The organism is Arthrobacter sp. Y3221157, from assembly GCF_059089865.1.
Genome location: NZ_JBNHFD010000214.1, coordinates 1 through 615, shown reverse-complemented (window position 1 = coordinate 615; position 615 = coordinate 1). Strand labels below are relative to the sequence as shown.

General features: G+C 66.0%; 2 protein-coding genes. Both read left to right on the top strand.

Features of this window, described 5'->3' with window-relative positions:
* Nucleotides 1-276: formyltransferase family protein (locus AC5RTT_RS20710; RefSeq protein ID WP_494146730.1), on the top strand; the 276-nt coding region annotated here is incomplete at its 5' end.
* Between the two features lie 52 nt (nt 277-328).
* On the top strand, nt 329-615 hold a 287-nt coding region (locus AC5RTT_RS20705), incomplete at its 3' end, for an FAD-dependent oxidoreductase (RefSeq protein WP_494146729.1).

The window sequence follows — 615 nt, the reverse complement described above, 5'->3', positions numbered from 1 at the left end:
TCCTTCCTGCCCGGGTTCAAGGGCGCCCGCCCCTACCACCAGGCCTACGACCGGGGCGTGAAACTCGTCGGCGCGACCGCGCACTACGTCACCGCGGACCTGGACGAGGGCCCGATCATCGAACAGGAAGTCATCCGCGTGGACCACACCTACGGCCCCGCCCAGCTCTCCACCGTGGGCCAGGACGCCGAAGCCCTCGCCCTGTCCCGGGCCGTGCGCTGGCACTGCCAGCACCGCGTCCTGCTGGATGACACCAGCACCGTCGTCTTCCGCTAACCCCCGCCACGCCGGCACACAGTCTTTAGAGAATTTGCAGGAGAACCCTTTTATGGAATCGTCGCCACGTATTGTCATCATCGGAGCCGGGATCGTGGGCACCAACCTCGCCGATGAGCTCGTCACCCGGGGCTGGAACAACATCACCGTCCTGGACCAGGGCCCGCTGAACATGCCCGGCGGGTCCACCTCGCACGCCCCCGGCCTGGTCTTCCAGACCAACCCGTCCAAGTCCATGGCCCTGTTCGCCAAATACACGGTCGAGAAACTCCTCTCCCTCACCGAGGACGGCATCTCCTGCTTCAACCAGGTCGGCGGCCTGGAAGTCGCGACCACCGA